A 17,196-nucleotide genomic window follows, 5' to 3' on the forward strand; every position below is an offset into this window, starting at 1 on the left:
CAGGTGGCGCGCTGCATCGAGCAGGTGGGGGTCGGCTTCATGTTCGCGCCCAATCACCATCCCGCCATGCGTTACGCCATCGGGCCGCGCCGTGAGATGGGCGTGCGCACCCTGTTCAATATTCTTGGTCCGTTGACCAACCCCGCCGGCGCGCCGAATCAGGTGCTGGGAGTTTATTCCGCCGAGCTGGTGCCTCTGATGGCCGAGGTGCTGGAGAATCTCGGCAGTCGCCACGTCATGGTGGTTCATGCCGAAGACGGACTGGACGAGATTTCCCTGGCGGCTCCCACCCGGGTCGCCGAACTCGAGGACGGCGAAATCCGTCATTACACCATCACGCCCGAGGAGTTCGGCATCGAGCGCCAGGAACTGGCGCCGCTGAAGGTCGTCAGCGCCGAGGATAGCCTGCGTCTGGTGCGCGAGGCACTGGTAGGCGACGGACCGGCAGCAGACATCGTTTCGCTCAACGCCGGGGCAGCGCTCTACTGCTCTGGCATCGCCGATACGCTGAAGGAGGGCGTGCTGATGGCCCAGGACGCCCAAGCCTCGAAGCTGCCGCTGGAAAAGATGAAGGAACTGGCCGATTTTACGCGTGTACTGGTTTCCTGACTCCCATTCGCGGCACTGCCGCCCGTATCGAGATCCGACACCATGAGCCCCACTCAGGACGCCCCTACCATTCTTACCCGGATCCTGGCCCGCAAGGACGAGGAAGTCGCCGAGCGCAGGCGCGCCGTGCCGGAGAGCGAGCTGCTGACGTTGGCCGAGCATCAGTCCGCGCCGCGTGGCTTCGTCGCCGCCCTGGATCGGCGCATCGCCGAAGGTGACCCGGCGGTGATTGCGGAAATCAAGAAGGCTTCACCTTCCCGAGGCGTGATCCGCGAGGATTTTCGTCCCGCCGATATTGCCGTCAGCTATGCCGATGGTGGTGCCGCCTGCCTGTCAGTGTTGACCGATGCCGACTTCTTCCAGGGCCACGAGGATTTTCTGATCGCCGCACGTGAGGCCTGCGAGCTTCCCGTCATTCGCAAGGATTTCATCGTTCATGGCTATCAGGTCAGTGAGGCACGCGCCATCGGCGCCGACTGTATCCTATTGATCGTTGCCGCACTGGACGATGCGCGCATGGCCGATCTCCACCAGCAGGCGCTGACGCTGGGCATGGACGTGCTGGTCGAGGTGCACGATGCGCTGGAACTCGAGCGTGCGCTCAAACTGGGTATCGACCTGGTGGGCATCAACAATCGCAACCTGCATACCTTCGACACGCGCCTGGAAACCACGCTGGAGCTGTTGCCGCGTATTCCTGCTGGGATAACCGTAGTGACGGAGTCAGGCATCCATACCCGCAGCGACGTGCTGCGCATGCGTGAGCATGACATCCATGGCTTCCTCGTCGGTGAGGCCTTCATGCGCGAGGAGGAGCCGGGCGAGGCGCTGCGGCGTTCGTTCTACTGACCGATTCCTGGCAAGTCGCCAACGCCGCAGGCAGCCCACGGTTGTCCGCGGCGTCTTCTTTCACGAGAAAAGGCAGGCTAGCCGCGTTCGAAGTGAGCGAGGAAATGGGCCAGCGCGTCGATCTCATCGTCGTCGACGTTGCGCAGCACCTCGACCATGGTGGTGTCCGGCCCGCCGCGAGCGCGCTCCCGGTAGTCTCGCATGGCCTGGGCCAGGTAGTCTTCGCGCTGGTGAGCGAGGCGTGGCATCTGTTGCTGGCCAGAGAAATCGGTGCGATGACAGCTGGCGCAGCGATGCTCTCGCGCGAGTTCGCGGCCCCGCTCCATCAATTCCTTGTCGGGGGCTTCGTCGGGCGGTGCCAAGGGCTGTTCGGCGTAGTATGCGGCGAGCCCCTGGATCTCCTCGTCGGATAACCCCTGGGCCTGGGGCGTCATGATCTCGTTGCGCCTCAGGCGTTCACGAAAGTAGATCAGTTGATTGGTGAGAGCGAGCGCGGGCTGTCCGGCCAAGGAGGGAACACCTTTCTCGGTAGCGTTGCCATCTTCGCCATGGCAGCTCCCGCATATCTGGGTCTGCTCTTCCAGCGGTAGTCCCGCCGCCGGACTCTCCTGTGACTGGGCCTCTGCGCCCAACAGGCCGATGCAGGCCAGGGATAGAACAAGGGCGCGCCGCCAAGGCGGCGCGCATGCTTGGCGGCGCATGCCTCACTCCACGTAATCAGGAGTTTCGTAGCTGATCCGATAGATCGCCCCGTTCTGCTCGTCGGAGACCAGCAGGGCGCCATCGGGCATCTGCAGCACGTCCACGGGGCGGCCGGAGAAGCTGTTCTCCTGCGGATCGAGCAGACCCACCATGAAGGGGGACAGGTCGGCACGCTGACCGTCTTCGGAGAGTTTTGCCACCAGTACGTCGTAACCCACACTCAGGGTGCGATTCCAGGAGCCGCGACGGGCGATGAAGATAGCGTTGCGGTACTCCTCGGGGAACATTTCACCCGTATAGAAGCGCATGCCCAGCGGGGCGCTGTGCGGATCGGTGACTGCGGCGGGCAGCGTCTTGTCGTCGCAGGCGTCGGCGCTGCCGAGTTCCGGGTCGACGATACCGATACTGTGGCACTCCGGGAAGCCGAAGTGCTCGCCGGGCTCGCCAAGGCGATTGAGCTCGTCGCCGGGCCCATGCTCGCCGATCCAATCCTGGTTGTTGTCGGTGAACCACAGCTCGCCGGTGTCGGGATGAAAGTCGAAGCCAACGCTGTTGCGCACGCCACGCGCCTCGATGCGCATGTCGCTGCCATCCGGCTCGAAGCTATGGATGGTGGCGTGCGTGTCCGGGTCGACCTCGCAACCGTTGCAGGGCGCCCCGACGGGAACGTAGAGCCGCCCATCCGGACCGAAGGCCAGGAACTTCCAGCCGTGGTGCTCGTCGTCGGGCAGACCAAAGGCATCGGTCAACTCCTCGGGCTCGGGGATGTCATCGCCATTGGTCAGGTGCGATTCGATGTCGTCGTAGCGGAAGATACGGTTGATGGCGGCCACATAGAGGCTGCCATCGCTGAAGGCGACGCCGTTGGGCTGGGGCAGACCCTCGGCGATGATGACGTGTTCGCGCTCGTCACCGTTATCGTGTACCGCATAGACCCGGCCAATACTGCGAGTACCGACGAACAGCGTGCCTTCATCGCCGAGTGCCATCATGCGTGCGCCCGGCATTCCATGTGCCCAGATCTCTGCGCTGAAGCCGTCCGGCATGCGCAGATGATCGAGGGGTATCTCTTCCTCGGGAGTAACCGTCAGCGGCGCAGCATGAGGGGACAACGGAGAATCGGCCATGTCGGCCGAACGGCCTTGCGCCCAGGCGGGTTCATGCTCCTCAGCATAAATGAGAGGAGAGGCGATGAACGCTCCAGCGGTGATGACCGCAAGGGTGAGGCGTGTCAGGGGTAGGGGGATGAAAGGTGGCATGGTCGGCTCCTTGTTCTTCTTGATGGGAGACCTCATCGATTGCCTTTCTCAGCCTAGGAGTTCACTCCGGGCGAGTCGATGAATTTTCCCTATCGTTCGATCCGCAGCACCGCGAGCGTACCTTCTTGGCAACTTCGGGCATCAATCTTCAGCGGCCGCGGCCGATAACTATGGAACAATCCATTAAGGGGAGCTGTCATGAGCCGGATTCGCAGCATGCAGACCTGCTCTGCCGAGGCCCGCGCCGCCGTCCGCGAGTTTCACCAGGGAGTGATCCAGGGCGATACCGAGCTGGTGATGTTCTTCTGCTCCAGCCACTATGACTTACCCGCGCTGGCCGACGAGATGAACCGGCTGTTCGGCAACATCCCGGTGGTAGGTTGCACGACAGCGGGCGAGATCGGTCCCCTGGGTTATCGCGACCATACCTTGGCCGGGGTCAGCTTCCCGACCGGTAGCTGCACCGCAGTGACGGGGCGGCTGGATGCCTTGCAGCGGTTCAGCATCGGTGATGGTCAGGCGTTCAGCCAGTCCCTGCTGCAGCGCCTGGAAGCTCGCGTTGCCAAGCCGAGCGGTGGCAACAGCTTCGGCTTTCTTCTCATCGATGGCCTTTCGGTGCGCGAGGAGCAGGTGGCGAGAACGCTGCAGACGGCGCTTGGCGATATCGTCCTGGTGGGGGGCTCTGCTGGAGACGACCTGGGCTTTACCCGCACTTGGGTATTCCATGATGGTGCCTTCCATAACGATAGTGCGGTGCTGACACTGCTGAGCACCGACTTCGCTTTCCGCCTGTTCAAGACCCAGCACTTTCTCTCCTTGGAGCAGCGTCTGGTCGTCACCCGGGCCGATGCCGAGCAGCGCATCGTGCACGAGATCAATGGTGTGCCCGCCGCCGAGGCATATGCCGAGCTGATCGGGGTGTCGGTGGAGGCGCTCGAACCCAGCCACTTCGCCGCGGCGCCAGTGGTGGTGCTGATCGACGGCACCGACTACGTGCGCTCGATCCAGAAGGCCGAACCGGATGGCAGCCTGATTTTCTACAGTGCCATCGATGAAGGGCTGGTTCTGCGTGTCGCTCAAGGAGTGGACCTGGTCACCGACTTGGAGGTGACGATGGCGCAGTTGCACGAGGAGCTCGGCTCACCGCAGTTGGTTCTCGCCTGCGACTGCATTCTGCGTAACCTGGAAATAACTCAGAAGAGCAGCAAGGCAGCGGTGGAGGCGATCTTCGGCCGCAACAATACCGTGGGCTTCAGCACCTACGGTGAGCAGTACGGCGGAGTGCACGTGAACCAGACGTTGACCGGGATCGCCATTGGCGACCAGTGCCGGGACGAAGGGGACGGGCCGGCAAACGGCTGGGGACGGATCCTGCCCAATCGTAACCAGGGGCAAACATGGCTGACGCACCAAGTGCCGGCCGCAGGCAAGCAGTTGGTGTCGCAAAAGCCGATCCAGGCCGAACGGTTGCGTACCATGGTGCAAGCGCTGATGGATCGCGCCGAGCGCAGTACCAGCGTGCGGAGTTCGGACTTCAGCCTGTTCCAGACCGCGGTCATGCTGGAGGACCAGGTCAGGACGCGGACCCGGGAACTGGAGGCGGCACTGCGCGAGAATGAGCAGATCAACCGCGCCTTGCAGACGGTCCAAGAGGAAATGGCACGCGAGATCCGCGAACGCCGACAGGCCCAGGAAGCGCTGGAGCGGGAGAAGGAGGAGCAGCGTGCTCTCATCCGCAAGCTGGAGGAGGCGCACAATCAATTGCTGCAGTCGGAAAAGCTCGCCTCCATTGGCCAGCTCGCCGCTGGCGTCGCCCATGAAATCAATAATCCCATCGGTTTCGTCAACTCGAATCTCAATACTCTCCGGCAGTATGCGGAAGACCTGCTGCGCCTGCTCGATGCCTACGAAGCGGCCGAGTCGTCACTGGGAGCAGAGGCTGCGGAAAAGATCGCCAAACTCAAAGCGGCGCTCGAACTGGATTACCTACGCGAGGACATCGGGACGCTGATCGCCGAATCCATCGATGGCACCGCCAGGGTTCGGCGTATCGTGCAGGATTTACGCGACTTCTCCCGCACCGAGGCTACCGACTGGCAGTTCGCCGACCTTCATCAGGGGTTGGAGAGCACTCTCAACGTGGCCGCCAACGAGATCAAGTACAAGGCGGAGGTAGTACGCGAATACGGACAGTTGCCCGCGGTGGAGTGCTTACCGGCCCAGCTCAACCAGGTGTTTCTGAATCTCCTGGTCAATGCCGCCCAGGCGATCGAAGAGCGCGGCACGATTACCGTGCGAACCGGCTGCGAAGGTGATCAGGTCTGGCTCGCCTTCGCCGATGACGGCGGGGGGATTCCAGACGAGCTTCAATCGCGGATCTTCGACCCCTTCTTCACTACCAAGCCGGTTGGTCAGGGAACCGGCCTCGGGCTATCGCTCTCCTACGGCATCGTGCAGAAACATGGTGGGCGCATCGATGTCGTCAGCCGGCCCGGTGAGGGAACGACCTTTACCCTTTGGCTGCCAGTCCGGCGTGTTCCGGGCGAAAGCTCCTCAGCGATTGAGCAACCACAGTAATCCGCTGATGAGCAGACTCAGCAGGATCATGGTGGTGATCGGGAAGTAGAAAGAGAAGTTCTCGCGGCGAATGGCGATGTCTCCCGGCAACTGGCCGAGGGGCAGTTTGGAGAGCCACGGCCAGAACAAGCCAATGGCGACGATACACAGGCCGATAACGATCAGGGTGCGAGACATCCTGCCTCCTGTTCTTCCTGCTTGTGCGCTGGCGGCATCCTCGCAGGCCTTTTCTATTTACCAGCTCAACTGACGCAGATGGGACAGCAGCCCCTGCAACGGGTGCGGCAGGTCCTGGCCGGAAAGCCGCTTGGCCTGGCTGCGACAGGAGTAGCCGGTGGCTACTAGCCGGCCGCGGTTGGCCTCGTTCTCGACCAAGGGCTGCCACGACTGTGCATAGATAGTCCTGGAGGTCTCGACGTTGCGCGCTTCGTGACCGTAGGTGCCGGACATGCCGCAGCAGCCCGTGGCGACCAGCTCCAGCTCAAAGCCGAAGGCCGCGAACACCTGCTGCCAGGCCTTGGGGCTACCGGGAGCGTTGGTCTTCTCCGTGCAGTGCGACAGTAGCCGGAAGCTCGGGTCTTCGAGTCTGCCCAGCTGCTGCGCGAGCGCCGGCGGCACCAGGCGTTGGCCCTGGGCCACCAGCCACTCTTGCAGCATCAGCACCTCGGGTACGGCATCGGGGCCCAGCGCCTTTACGTATTCTTGACGGTAGGTCAGGGTCATGGCCGGGTCGATGCCCACCAGTGGCACGCCGAACTCGGCCAGGGCACGCAGGCGGCGCGCCTGTTTCTCCGCAGTGCGTTCGAAGGCACCGAGAAAGCCCTGCACGTGTAGCGGCTTGCCATTGGGTGTATAGGGCGCGACGAAGACCTTCACGTCGAGGCGCGCCAGCAGTTCGACGACATCCATCACCCGTTCTGCCTCGAAGTGGCTGGTGAAGGCATCCTGCACGATGACCACGCTTCTGGCCTTCTGCGCCGCGCTGAGCAGACCCAGCGAGATCGGTGTCGCCTCGGCCACGCCCCAGGCGCGCAACTGCTTGGCCAGCCGCGCGCGGGAGAGGTGAGGGCTGTCGACCAGACCGATAGGGCCCGACAGCAGCCGATCCACCCAGCGCTGGCCAAGCGCAGCGTTATAGAGCGGTGCGGTGTAGGCGAGGTAGGGCACGAAGAACTCCATGCCACCGACCAGGTAGTCGCGCAGCGGGCGCAGATATCGGCCGTGATAGGCCTCGAGAAACAGCGAACGCGACTCGGGCACGTTGACCTTCACCGGACACTGGCCGGCGCAGGACTTGCATGCCAGGCACCCGGCCATGGCCTCGTACACCTCGTGGGAGAAGTCGGCTTCGTCGCGGCGGCGCCAGCTGTTGCGCGCCCGCTCCGGCAGGCGCTTGAGAAAGCCCCAAGCGCCCTCGTGGCGTTGCTGCTGCGCCTCCTCGACCGGGTCGATACCGGCGTTGTTCTGCAGGCGCAGCCATTCGCGGACGAGGCTGGCGCGCCCCTTGGGCGAGTGGACGCGATCGCGGGTGGCCTTCCACGACGGGCACATGGCGTCATCGGGATCGTAGTTGTAGCAGGCGCCGTTGCCGTTGCAGTACACCGTGGCGGCGTGGGACTGCCACACCCGCTCGTCGATCTGACGGTCGAACTGGCCGCGGGTGGGCACGCCGTCGATGGTCAGCAGGCCCGGGTCGACCAGCTTGACGGCTTCCTCCTGCGAGCCAGTAACCGCGGCTTCGGATTGGATAGCAGCAGTACCCGCGGCTTCGGGCGGGCTAAAGAGCGGCGTCGCGATCTTGCCGGGGTTAAGCTGATTATGAGGGTCGAAGGCCGCCTTGACGCGTTGCAGGCTGGGGTAGAGTTCGCCGAAGAACTTGGGGGCGTATTCGGAGCGCACGCCCTTGCCGTGTTCGCCCCACAGCAGGCCGCCATACCGGTGGGTCAGCTCGACGACTTCATCCGAGACCTCACGGATCAGTCGCTCCTGCTCGGGGTCCTTCATGTCAATGGCGGGGCGCACGTGCAGCACGCCGGCGTCCACATGGCCGAACATGCCGTAGCTGAGCCCGCGGGCGTCCAGCGCGGCGCGAAATTCGGCGATGAAGTCGGCCAGATGCTCCGGCGGTACCGCGGTATCCTCGACGAAGGGGATCGGGCGCTTCTCGCCCTTGGCATCGACCCTGGCATTGCCGAGCAGACCCACGGCGCGCTTGCGCATGGCGTAGACCTTCTGAATTTGGTCGCGACCTTCGGCCAAGGTATAGCCGAGACGCGGTACGCTGTCGTCGGTCTCCAGATGGCGGCAGAAGGCGGCTACGCGCTCCTCGAGACGCTCGGGGTCGTCGTCGTTGAATTCGATGAGATTGATGCCGCGTATGGCCACCGTATGGCATTCGGCCGTGGCGGTGTCGCCCCCGGTAGCCGCCTCGTTGGGGAAGAACTCGGCCACGCTATCCCAGATGAAATCCTCCATGGCCAGCAGCAGCACCTTGTCGTCCACCGTCTCGATGGAGGTGGGACGCGGCGCGTGTGGCTGGGCCCGTGAAGTGCCCATCAGCGCCTTGGCGTCGCGCAGGGCATCCATGAAGCCGGCATAGCGAACGTTGACCAGGGTCGAGTGCTTGGGGATCGGCAGGACGTTGAGCACGGCCTCATTGAGGAACCCGAGTGAGCCCTCGGCGCCACACAGCAGGCTGTTGATGTCGAGTCGGCCTTGCGCATCTCTCAAGTGCGCCAGGTCGTAGCCGGTCAAGCAGCGGTTGAGCGGGGGAAACTTGGCTGCGATCAACTCGCCCCGGGTGTCGATGATCTCGCGGACGGTGCGGTAGGCGCTGCCGATCACGCCACTGCGCCGGCACAGCGATTCCAGCTCGGCGTCGTCGACCGGCCGGCTCACCAAGCGCTCGCCGCCGAGCAGCACGCTATCGAGCTCGAGCACATGGTCGCGCGTCTTGCCGTATTCGCAGCTGCCCTGGCCGCTGGCGTCGGTGGAGATCATGCCGCCGAGGGTGGCGCGGTTGGAGGTCGAGAGCTCCGGGGCGAAGAACAGTCCGTGGGGTTTCAAGGCGGCATTGAGCTGATCCTTGACCACCCCGGCCTGTACCCGCACGCGGCGATTCGCGACGTCGATGTCGAGAATTCGATTCATGTGCCGCGACACGTCCACCACCAGGCCGTCGGTGAGCGACTGGCCGTTGGTGCCGGTGCCGCCGCCGCGGGGCGTGAGCACCACCTGACGGTGCGCCGCGTCCCCGGCCAGGCGCGCGATACGCTCCAGGTCGGCAGCGTGACGCGGAAACAGCGCCGCCTGGGGCAGGCGCTGGTAGATCGAGTTGTCGGTGGCCAGCACCGTGCGGCTGGCGTAATCCGGGGCGATCTCGCCCTCGAAACCGGTGGCTTTTAGTGCCTCGAGAAAGCGCAGGTAATGGGCGCCGAGTGCGGCGGTGGCACTCGATTCGGTGGTGTCCAGACGTGCGATCATGATGTCGATTCGGTCGTGTAATGCCGCCCGGTGTGCCGGGTAGGCAGGGAATGACGCTACTTTACCGCGATAGGGCGGTGGTGCGCATCCCGTCGGGCGTTGCGGCATGGCACCTTGGCGGCCTTTTGCCTACAATGTTTCGCCGTTTTATCCTCTTTCACCGTTTCGCTTTCTTTCAGGGGCTGGATGCCATGCTCGATCCCAAACTGCTGCGTAGCGACCTCGATGCGGTCGCTCAACGACTGGCCAAGCGGGGCTTCGTCCTCGATACCGAGCGGCTCGAGGCGTTGGAGTCCCGGCGGCGAGAGTTGCAGACCGAGACCGAGACCCTGCAGAGCGAGCGAAACACTCGCTCCAAGGCGATCGGCAAAGCCAAGGCTGCCGGCGAGGACATCCAGCCGCTGCTCGACGAGGTGAGCGATCTCGGCGATCGGCTCGACGCTGCCAAGACGCAGCTAGCCGAGGCTCAGACCGAGTGGGACGCCTTGATCAGCGGCATCCCCAACTTGCCTCACGACAGCGTGCCGGAAGGCGAGAGCGAAGAGGACAACGTCGAGCTGCATCGCTGGGGCACCCCGCGCGATTATGGCTTCGAGGTACGCGACCATGTCGACCTGGGCGCGCTCAAGGGTGAACTCGACTTCGAACTGGCGGCCAAGCTGACCGGTTCGCGCTTCGCCGTGATGCGCGGCGAGATCGCACGTCTGCACCGGGCGCTGACGCAGTTCATGCTCGACAAGCAGACCCTCGAGCATGGCTACGAGGAATGCTACGTCCCCTACATGGTCAACGAGGCCTCGCTGTACGGCACCGGCCAACTGCCGAAGTTCGGCGAGGACCTGTTCCGGCTGGACGACGAACGCAGCTACCACCTGATCCCCACCGCCGAGGTGCCGCTGACCAACTTCGCTCGCGACGAGATCCTCGACTACAAGGCGCTGCCGCTCAAGCTCACCGCGCATACGCCCTGCTTCCGCAGCGAGGCGGGCTCCCACGGCCGCGACACTCGCGGCATGATACGCCAGCATCAATTCGACAAGGTCGAGATGGTACAGCTGGTGGCGCCCGAGACGAGCTATGCCGCGCTGGAGGAGATGCGCGGCCATGCCGAAGCGATCCTGCAGGCACTTGAGCTTCCGTATCGAGTGGTGACGTTGTGTACCGGCGACATGGGGTTCGGCGCGGCCAAGACTTATGACCTGGAAGTGTGGCTGCCGAGCCAGCGGACCTATCGCGAGATCTCCTCGGTCTCCAATTGCGAGGATTTCCAGGCGCGGCGCATGCAGGCGCGCTTTCGCCATCCCGAGCAGAAGAAGCCGCAGTTGCTGCATACCCTCAACGGCTCGGGCCTGGCGGTAGGGCGCTGCCTCATCGCAGTGATGGAGAACCACCAGAACGCCGATGGCTCCATCACCGTACCCGAGGCGCTGCGCCCCTACCTGGGCGGAATCGCCACCGTCAATTCTCGATCTCCCAACTGACGCTGACACCCGCCTCGATGACGATGGTTCCGGGGCGGTACTCGGCCTGTGAACCGCTCTCCCTGGCGTCGGCACTCATGGCCATCATCCGCGGTGCGTAGATCGGTGAATTCGTCTCGCTGATGTTGGCCACGGCGCCGAGCGAAACGCCCATGGTGCGCGCCATCAGCTCGGCCTTGTGCCGCGCTTTCTCCAGTGCCTTTACTAGCGCTTCGTCAGTGGCTGCATCGCGGTCGGCCAGGTCGTAGCTGATGCCATCCATGGCGTTGACACCGGCGGCGGTCAGGGCATCGAGCAGGCGTGGCAGTCGTTCCAGGTCGTCGACACGAACCTGGAAAGGTCGGTCCAGCCGCGTGCGCATCAGCATGTCGCTGTCGTTGTCGTTGTCGCTGCGTCGTGGGGCGGGCATGTATTCCGGCTGAACGCTCAGCGAACCTGCACTGATGTCGTCGCGTTCAACGCCGGCCTCTTCCAGTGTTCGGATCAAGGCGGCGGCCCGCTCCTCCAGGCGATCGCGGGCCTGGCGCAAGGCATCGGCATCCGTATCGTCTTCGTGGCGTGCCACGGCAGGGGTGCGCTCCCACAGACGCGCGTTGAGCGTGGCGCGGTCCGGCACCACATCGAGCTGAGCTTCGGCTTGTACGTCCAAGTGGGCGCGGGTCTCCTCGGCCTGTGCTGTGCTTCCCAGCAGTGGCATGGCGGTCAACAGACCGCCCAGCAGCAGGCAACGAAAACGTATCGTGGGCATCAAGTAGGCCTCCTTGCGGCAAACATGCGAAGTCGCGCGGAATCGCGCAGAGCGGGGCAGACAGGCCAGCCGGAGACGGCATGGCAGCTTGGTCCCTGTCACCGGAGCGCGCAAGTTTGTATGCCCGCCCGGTAAGGGTCATGATAAGCAGGACACGCCAGGCAGGGATAGATGGCATGATTTACCGCGACGACAACGTGCGATACGGTCGCCCGCTCACCTTGACGCTGGCCTTGGCGGCGTTGGTGGTAATTATTGCCGGCATACGGGCCGGTGCCGACCTGATCATCCCGATACTGCTGGGCTTGTTCATTGCCGTGATCTGCACCTCTCCGGTGAACTGGCTCCACCGCCTGGGGTTGGGCCAACGTCTGGCGGTGGTGGTGACCCTGCTAGTGATCGGGGGCTTTCTCTCCTTGGTGGGGCTGCTGGCGGTCAATGCCTTCGGTACCTTTATCGAAGCGCTGCCAGGCATCGAGGGGCGGCTCTACGAACAGTATCTCAATCTGCTCGACAGCATGGCCTCCATGGGCCTGGCCATCAACCCCGACACGCTGGCCGGTCTTGTCGAAGTCAGAGACGAGGGGGAGTGGCTCTCGACCTTGCTGGAAGGGCTTGGCAACCTGCTGATGCAGAGCGTGGTGGTGGCACTGCTGGTCATCTTCATGCTGTTCGAGACGCTCAACTTCCGACGCAAGGTGGCCCATGCGCTCGACGATCCGGAAGCCAGCCTGCAGCGTTTCCACGAGTTCAGCCAGACCCTCAAGCGCTATCTCGCGGTCAAGACATTCGTCAGTCTACTCACCGGTGTCATGGCCTGGCTCGCCTGTCTGCTGGCCGGAGTAGACTTTCCCTTGCTTTGGGGTGTGCTGGCCTTTGCTCTCAACTACATCCCCAACATCGGTTCAGCCATAGCCGCTGTGCCGCCGGTGCTCCTGTTGCTGGTGTCTCAGGATGGCGGGCTATTCGAAGCCTTTGGCTTGGCGATGGCCTACCTGGGCATCAACTTCGTGCTCGGCAACCTGGTCGAGCCGCGCCTGATGGGGCGCGCACTGGGACTTTCCGCCTTCGTCGCTTTCCTCTCACTGGTGGTTTGGGGCTGGCTGCTGGGTGTGGTCGGCATGTTGCTCTCGGTGGTGCTGACCATGACTCTCAAGATTGCCTTGGACAGTCATCCCCAGACGCGCTGGATGGCCTACCTGCTGGGGCCGGGCAAGCGGCCGCTCGTTGAAAGTGTGGTCGACGAAGGGGGGTCGTCTCCGAGCGACGATGTGACGAACCCGCCTCGCCCTGAAACGCAAACGCCCCGGCAGGAACCGGGGCGGAGCGAGCGTTGACGCCTTATAGAATCAGGCGTTCTGATCGATGAACTGCACCAGCTGCGATTTGGACTGGGCGCCTACCAGCGAAGCGACCTTGGAACCCGACTTGAACAGCATGACGGTGGGGACGCCACGCACACCCTGTTCGGCAGCGATCTCCGGGGCATCGTCGACGTTGATGCTGACCACCTTGAGGTTGTCGGAACGCTCTTCCGCGACCTCATCGATCACCGGGGCCATGACCTTGCAAGGACCGCACCAAGGGGCCCAGAACTTCAGCAGCACGGGTTGTTCTGCCTTCAGGACTTCCTGCTCGAAGTTGGCATTGGTGACATCGACATTATTGGCCATGTGAATCTCCAGTTACGTTGCGCTACATCGAGCGGATCAGGTGACATGCTAGGCATATCCGGTCGGCAGATGTTAGCCGTCGGTCGGGTGTCTGGCAAATAGCAGGGATGCCTGACATCGGTATTTCGACAAGCCTCGTGATCTTGGCTACTGTTCCTGGCACGGAAAGGAGGTTACGCGGATGGCTCGGCTTCGGGCAAGTGCCTGGCAGTCTGGGCGTCGCTAGGGCAGTACGAATAGCGTGCCCATCACTGACGAAACGCGAGACGGACGGAAAAACCAGGCAGAAGAAGCGTCTTGTCGTCGAGCCTCGACAGGGAGAGCCGGGTCATGACGAAACAGTGTACGATCGTGCTGGACGGCAAGAAGTTGAGCGGCCCGTCAGGCGAGCCATTGATCGATTTCCTCAAGCATCAAGGTATCGACCTGCCACATGTCTGCTACCACCCTTCGCTGGGTGCTCTCGAAACTTGCGATGCCTGCTGGGTCGAAGTCGACGGGGAGCTTAAGCGTGGCTGTGCGCTGAAAAGCAGTGCTGGGTTGAAGGTCAATACCCTTGGCGAGCATGCCAGGGCAGCCCGCGAAGAGGGCATGGATCGCCTGCTGGCCAAGCATGAACTCTACTGCACGGTTTGCGAGAACAACAATGGCGACTGCACGCTCCACAACGCCATGGTGGATATGCAGATTCCCATCCAGCGCTACGAGTTCCAGCGAAAACCCTACGATAAGGACACATCCAGCCCTTTCTATACCTACGACCCCGACCAGTGCATCCTCTGTGGCCGCTGCGTCGAGGCGTGCCAGAACGTCGAGGTCAACGAGACGCTTTCCATCGACTTTGCCAGCGATAACCCGCGCGTGCTGTGGGATGACGGGAAGGAAATCAACGACTCCAGCTGCGTACACTGCGGCCATTGCGTCACGGTCTGCCCTTGCAATGCGCTCATGGAGAACAGCATGGACGGTCAGGCGGGGCCCTTTACCGCCATGCCCTGGTCGCTCAAGCGGCCAATGATCGAAATCGTCAAGCAGCTCGAGACCACAATGGGTGCGAAGCCCGTATCGGGGCTCTCGGAAATCGACATGAATCTGCGCCAGCCCGAGATCAAGCGTACCAAGACGGTCTGTACCTACTGTGGCGTCGGTTGCTCGTTCGAGATGTGGACGCGCGATCGTCACATTCTCAAGGTGCAACCGGTGCCCGAGGCACCGGCCAACGGCATCTCCACGTGCATCAAGGGCAAGTTCGCCTGGGATTTCATCAATAGCGAAAAGCGTCTGACCATGCCGCTTGTCCGAGACAACGGACGTTTCCGCGAAGCCAGCTGGGACGAAGCGCTCGACCTTGTGGCGCGCCGCTTGCTCGAGGTGCGTGATCGGCATGGACCCGACAGCCTGGGCTTCATCGGCTCGAGCAAGGGAACCAACGAGCAAGCCTATCTGGTGCAGAAGATCGCTCGCCTGATCATCGGCACCAACAGTGTCGACAATTCGTCGCGCTACTGCCAGAACCCGGCGACCAAGGGGCTATTTCGCACCGTCGGATATGGCGGCGATGCCGGCTCGATCGAGGATATCGAGCAGGCCGAGGTGGTGGTCATCGTGGGCAGCAATACCGCCGAGAACCATCCCGTCATTGCGTCCAGGATCAAGGCGGCACAGAAGCTGCGCGGGCAGAAGTTGATCGTGGTCGACCCGCGCAAGCACGAGATGGCCGAACGCGCCGATCTCTTCCTGCGCCCCAACGCCAGCACCGACTTGGTCTGGGCCTCGGCGCTGTCGCGCTACATGTTCGATAACGGACTTGCCGACATGGCGTTTCTTGAGCGCTGGGTCAATCACGTCGATGAATACCGCCAGTCACTGGCACCGTTCACACTGGAGTACGCCGAGTCGATGACCGGTATCGATCGTGACGACCTGGTCGAGGCGGCGGAGACGATCGGCCGCGCCAATAGCGTCTGCCTTCTCTGGGCCATGGGCATCACCCAGCACAGCCACGGCTCCGACACCAGTACCGCGCTCTCCAACCTGTTGCTGGTCACCGGCAATTACGGCAAGCCGGGTAGCGGTGGGTACCCCATGCGCGGCCACAATAACGTCCAGGGCGCCAGCGACTTCGGCTGCCTGCGTAACATGTACCCTGGCTACGAAAAAGTATCTGACCCGGATGCGCGCAAGCGCTGGGCCAAGGGGTGGGGTGTCGATCCCGAACAGCTCTCCGATAAGGTCGGCGAAGGTAATTTCCTGATGGTGCAGTCGGCCGAGCAAGGCGCGATCAAGGCCATGTACATCGTCGGCGAGGAGACGGCCTACTCCGATGCCAATACCCATAACGTGCACTCGGCCTTCGAAAACCTCGACTTCATGGTGGTGCAGGACATCTTCCTCAGCCGTACCGCCGAGTTTGCCGACGTCGTGTTGCCCGCCTGCCCCAGCGTCGAGCAAGAGGGCACCTACGTGAATACCGAACGGCGCATCCAGCGCGCCTACAAGGTGCTCGAGCCGCTGGGCGACAGCCGGCCGGATTGGCAAATCCTGACCGACCTGGCAGCTCGTATGGGGTACGACTGGGATTACACCCACCCCTCCCAGATCATGGATGAGTGTGCACGCATTGCCCCGATGTTCGCCGGAGTCACCTACGAGCGGCTGGAAGGCTGGAAGTCACAGCAGTGGCCGGTAGCCGCTGATGGCACCGATTCGCCGCTGCTGTATACCGACGGTTTTCCCAACGAGGATGGCAAGGCCAACCTGCATCCGCTGGAATGGCAAGAGCCGGAGGAGAGCGTCGACGACGAGTACGACCTGATGCTCGACAACGGACGCATGCTCGAGCAGTTCCAGGGGGCTAATCAGACGGGGCGTACCGCAGGTCTCTGGGAGCAGGTACCGAATGGTTTCGTCGAGGTCAGCCCGGAGCTCGCTGCGGAGCGTGGTATCGAGGAGGGCACCTGGGTGCGGGTGAGCTCGCGACGCGACAGCTTGGAATTTCCTGCGGTGATTACCGATCGCGTGCGAGGCAAGACGCTATTCATGCCCATCCACTTCGGCAAGCCGGGGGTCAATCTGTTGACCGGCGAGCACAACGATCCGGACGTACAGACGCCGGCCTACAAGGAAACCGCCGTCAAGTTGGAAGTCCTGGACGAACGAGGTGATCCACCTCTGCCCGCAAGCAATTATCGCTATGGCCGGCGCATTCCGACTCAGGGCGTCGAGGTCGCGGTGAAGTGGGCACGGAGAGACTACTCGCCGCCGCCCGCTCAGCAATCCAACCCGAGGAAGATGTAATGGCCGAACGAATTTCACATGACGTAACGCCGCCCAGGATCGGACCGGATGCTCATGAGGAGTTGGAACAATTGCTGCAAACGCTCCATGAGCATGGCGTACTGCGCCTGGCCAACGACATGGTGGGAGCCAATACTGCGATAGCCAGTGTCGTCGTGGATGGGCTGGGCAAGGAGTCCACCCTCAACGCTATCCAGAACCTGGCGGTACTCGGCATGATGCTGTCGGATATCCCGCCGGAGCGCTTCTACCGGGTGGCCTTTGCCTTCAAGGAGGCAGTTGACCGGATCGGCCAGTATCAGCCTGGCGAAGAAGGCAGCGATGCCCCAGGTGTCAGCGGCGCCTATCGCATGCTCAACGATGATGAGCTATGGCGGGCAGTATCACCGTTGGTCGATGGCCTCAAGGCGTTCGCCGAGCGCCTCGACAAGCCCGTCGCCAAGCCGGTCAGCGACTACTTCGGTAAGCCGACAAGCGGGCCGTGACATTCCGGGAGCGTAGCGGGGCATCTGTGCCCC

At 63.1% G+C, this 17,196-nt stretch carries 13 protein-coding genes; 7 read left to right on the plus strand and 6 right to left on the minus strand.

Going from position 1 to position 17,196, the window contains the following annotated elements:
• Together trpD and trpC are read left to right on the plus strand one after the other, a co-directional pair.
• A partial coding sequence (gene trpD, locus HBJ55_RS21885; RefSeq protein WP_167120319.1) for an anthranilate phosphoribosyltransferase occupies positions 1 to 609 on the plus strand: 609 nt, incomplete at its 5' end.
• A 42-nt stretch (positions 610 to 651) separates the two neighbouring features.
• Positions 652 to 1,458 (plus strand): indole-3-glycerol phosphate synthase TrpC, encoded by an 807-nt coding sequence (trpC, locus tag HBJ55_RS21890; protein WP_167120322.1) that lies wholly within the window; start codon positions 652 to 654, stop codon positions 1,456 to 1,458.
• Between the two features lie 77 nt (positions 1,459 to 1,535).
• On the opposite strand, the gene HBJ55_RS21895 is transcribed toward trpC, so the two are convergent.
• Positions 1,536 to 2,159, minus strand: coding sequence for a c-type cytochrome (locus HBJ55_RS21895; protein ID WP_167120325.1), 624 nt, complete (start codon positions 2,157 to 2,159; stop codon positions 1,536 to 1,538).
• Positions 2,160 to 2,162: 3 nt separating this feature from the next.
• Entirely contained in the window at positions 2,163 to 3,419 is a 1,257-nt protein-coding gene (locus HBJ55_RS21900; protein ID WP_206022813.1) for a PQQ-dependent sugar dehydrogenase, read from the minus strand.
• A 198-nt stretch (positions 3,420 to 3,617) separates the two neighbouring features.
• On the opposite strand from HBJ55_RS21900, the gene nosP reads away from it, so the two are divergent.
• A complete protein-coding gene (gene nosP, locus HBJ55_RS22510) occupies positions 3,618 to 5,996 on the plus strand; it encodes a nitric oxide-sensing protein NosP (RefSeq protein ID WP_240936241.1) in 2,379 nt (792 codons plus the stop codon).
• On the opposite strand, the gene HBJ55_RS21915 is transcribed toward nosP, so the two are convergent.
• Both HBJ55_RS21915 and ydiJ read right to left on the minus strand, forming a co-directional pair.
• Positions 5,973 to 6,173: a DUF2905 domain-containing protein gene (locus HBJ55_RS21915; RefSeq protein WP_167120328.1), complete on the minus strand. Its 201-nt coding sequence runs from the start codon at positions 6,171 to 6,173 to the stop codon at positions 5,973 to 5,975. The genes nosP and HBJ55_RS21915 overlap by 24 nt on opposite strands.
• A gap of 57 nt (positions 6,174 to 6,230) precedes the next feature.
• Positions 6,231 to 9,479, minus strand: coding sequence for a D-2-hydroxyglutarate dehydrogenase YdiJ (gene ydiJ / locus HBJ55_RS21920; RefSeq protein ID WP_167120331.1), 3,249 nt, complete (start codon positions 9,477 to 9,479; stop codon positions 6,231 to 6,233).
• Between the two features lie 191 nt (positions 9,480 to 9,670).
• Here ydiJ and serS point away from each other — a divergent pair, with 191 nt between their 5' ends.
• A complete protein-coding gene (serS, locus tag HBJ55_RS21925; RefSeq protein WP_167120334.1) occupies positions 9,671 to 10,960 on the plus strand; it encodes a serine--tRNA ligase in 1,290 nt (429 codons plus the stop codon).
• Here serS and HBJ55_RS21930 read toward each other — a convergent pair.
• Entirely contained in the window at positions 10,938 to 11,708 is a 771-nt protein-coding gene (locus tag HBJ55_RS21930; RefSeq protein WP_167120337.1) for an SIMPL domain-containing protein, read from the minus strand. The two genes, serS and HBJ55_RS21930, sit on opposite strands and share 23 nt — an antisense overlap.
• A gap of 176 nt (positions 11,709 to 11,884) precedes the next feature.
• Here HBJ55_RS21930 and HBJ55_RS21935 point away from each other — a divergent pair, with 176 nt between their 5' ends.
• A complete protein-coding gene (locus HBJ55_RS21935; protein WP_167120340.1) occupies positions 11,885 to 13,045 on the plus strand; it encodes an AI-2E family transporter in 1,161 nt (386 codons plus the stop codon).
• Positions 13,046 to 13,057: 12 nt separating this feature from the next.
• On the opposite strand, the gene trxA is transcribed toward HBJ55_RS21935, so the two are convergent.
• Positions 13,058 to 13,381, minus strand: coding sequence for a thioredoxin (trxA, locus tag HBJ55_RS21940; RefSeq protein WP_167120343.1), 324 nt, complete (start codon positions 13,379 to 13,381; stop codon positions 13,058 to 13,060).
• Between the two features lie 330 nt (positions 13,382 to 13,711).
• Between trxA and fdhF the strand changes: the two genes are divergently transcribed.
• Together fdhF and HBJ55_RS21950 are read left to right on the plus strand one after the other, a co-directional pair.
• Entirely contained in the window at positions 13,712 to 16,678 is a 2,967-nt protein-coding gene (fdhF, locus tag HBJ55_RS21945; protein WP_167120346.1) for a formate dehydrogenase subunit alpha, read from the plus strand.
• The gene (locus HBJ55_RS21950) at positions 16,678 to 17,163 is read left to right on the plus strand and encodes a helical membrane plugin domain-containing protein (protein WP_167120349.1); all 486 of its coding nucleotides are present in this window, start codon (positions 16,678 to 16,680) and stop codon (positions 17,161 to 17,163) included. The genes fdhF and HBJ55_RS21950 overlap by 1 nt, the downstream gene beginning before the upstream one ends.
• The last annotated feature ends 33 nt before the right edge of the window (positions 17,164 to 17,196 follow it).

Source organism: Billgrantia bachuensis (assembly GCF_011742165.1).
In the GTDB taxonomy this organism is placed as follows: domain Bacteria; phylum Pseudomonadota; class Gammaproteobacteria; order Pseudomonadales; family Halomonadaceae; genus Halomonas; species Halomonas bachuensis.

Coding starts and splice junctions, on each gene's coding strand:
- trpC (WP_167120322.1), top strand. CDS start 652: ATGAGCCCCACTCAGGACGCCCCTACCATTCTTACCCGGATCCTGGCC.
- HBJ55_RS21895 (WP_167120325.1), bottom strand. CDS start 2,159: ATGCGCCGCCAAGCATGCGCGCCGCCTTGGCGGCGCGCCCTTGTTCTA.
- HBJ55_RS21900 (WP_206022813.1), bottom strand. CDS start 3,419: ATGCCACCTTTCATCCCCCTACCCCTGACACGCCTCACCCTTGCGGTC.
- nosP (WP_240936241.1), top strand. CDS start 3,618: ATGAGCCGGATTCGCAGCATGCAGACCTGCTCTGCCGAGGCCCGCGCC.
- HBJ55_RS21915 (WP_167120328.1), bottom strand. CDS start 6,173: ATGTCTCGCACCCTGATCGTTATCGGCCTGTGTATCGTCGCCATTGGC.
- ydiJ (WP_167120331.1), bottom strand. CDS start 9,479: ATGATCGCACGTCTGGACACCACCGAATCGAGTGCCACCGCCGCACTC.
- serS (WP_167120334.1), top strand. CDS start 9,671: ATGCTCGATCCCAAACTGCTGCGTAGCGACCTCGATGCGGTCGCTCAA.
- HBJ55_RS21930 (WP_167120337.1), bottom strand. CDS start 11,708: ATGCCCACGATACGTTTTCGTTGCCTGCTGCTGGGCGGTCTGTTGACC.
- HBJ55_RS21935 (WP_167120340.1), top strand. CDS start 11,885: ATGATTTACCGCGACGACAACGTGCGATACGGTCGCCCGCTCACCTTG.
- trxA (WP_167120343.1), bottom strand. CDS start 13,381: ATGGCCAATAATGTCGATGTCACCAATGCCAACTTCGAGCAGGAAGTC.
- fdhF (WP_167120346.1), top strand. CDS start 13,712: ATGACGAAACAGTGTACGATCGTGCTGGACGGCAAGAAGTTGAGCGGC.
- HBJ55_RS21950 (WP_167120349.1), top strand. CDS start 16,678: ATGGCCGAACGAATTTCACATGACGTAACGCCGCCCAGGATCGGACCG.